Genomic DNA, 1,093 nt, shown 5'->3' on the forward strand with positions numbered 1-1,093 from the left:
GACCATTTCCGTGGCGGTCGGACTACGTCAGCGCCCACTTCTGGTTCGCGCCGCCGGAGCAGCTCCAGATGATGAGCTGGGTGCCGTCCGCCGAACTGGCGCCGGTGGCGTCCAGGCACTTGGAGCCGTTGCGGATCGTGCCGTCGGACTGGGTGGACCAGTTCTGCCCGCTCGACCCGTTGCACGTCCACAGCTGCACCAGCGCGCCGTCGGTCTGCGAGGAGCCGTTGACCGTCAGGCACTTGCCCAGCGCGCGGAGCGTGGTCCCGCTGGGCGTCCACTGCTGGTTGACGCCGCTGTTGCAGGTCCACAGCTGGACCTTCGCGCCGTCCGCGGTGGACGAGCCGTTGACGTCGACGCACTTGCCGCCGATGCCGACGATCGCCTTCGCGGTGGTGCCCCCGCCCGTCCCGACGCCCGCCCCGATGTAGTTGATCGAGTCGAGGTCGAAGCTGCTGGAGGACGAGGTCTTGAACACCGCGAACAGCTCCACGGTGCCGCCCGGGTTGGTGACGTTCACCGCAGGCGTGGAGGCGTAGGTGTCCCAACCGCCGGTGGCGCTGACCGACGAGGAGGCGATCAGCGCGCCGGTGGGCGAGCCGGCCCGCAGCTCGATCGAGCCGCCACCAGAGGGCGAGGACAACCTGAACGACACCTGGTTGATGCCGGTGAAGTTGACCGGTTTGAAGGAGATCCAGTCGTTGTTGCCGATGTCGCCCACCCGGCCGCCGGACTCGGCGCCCGCCTGCGCGACGACCCGGACGCCGGAGGAGCCGTTGTAGTGCTCGGCCTGCTTGCGCTTGGGCTGGAGCACGACCGTGCCGCTGCCGGTCAGGCCGGGCACGCCGGCCGCGCCGTTGTCGGTGTACTCGGCCGAGCCGATGATGTGCGCGTTGCCGCTCTGGTGCTCGGTGTCCGCGTCGGCCTTGAACGACCCCGAGCACCCGGTGATCGGGTTGCCCAGCGGGTGCTTGTGCGAGTCGTGGCCGATGTTGGCCTGGGTGACGACGCGCGTGCAGTCGAGGGGACCGTCGCACGCGCGGGGGTGGGGTGAGGTGGGAGGGGTTTGGGGGGGCCCCCACCACAAAGCCCC

At 70.2% G+C, this 1,093-nt stretch carries 1 protein-coding gene; it reads right to left on the reverse strand.

From position 1 onward, the window contains the following. Positions 1–22: 22 nt before the first annotated feature. Positions 23–1,093: ricin-type beta-trefoil lectin domain protein (locus AB0G02_RS31635; protein WP_360801384.1), on the reverse strand; the 1,071-nt coding region annotated here is incomplete at its 5' end.

The sequence above is a fragment of the Actinosynnema sp. NPDC023658 genome, from assembly GCF_040639995.1.
GTDB lineage: Bacteria > Actinomycetota > Actinomycetes > Mycobacteriales > Pseudonocardiaceae > Actinosynnema.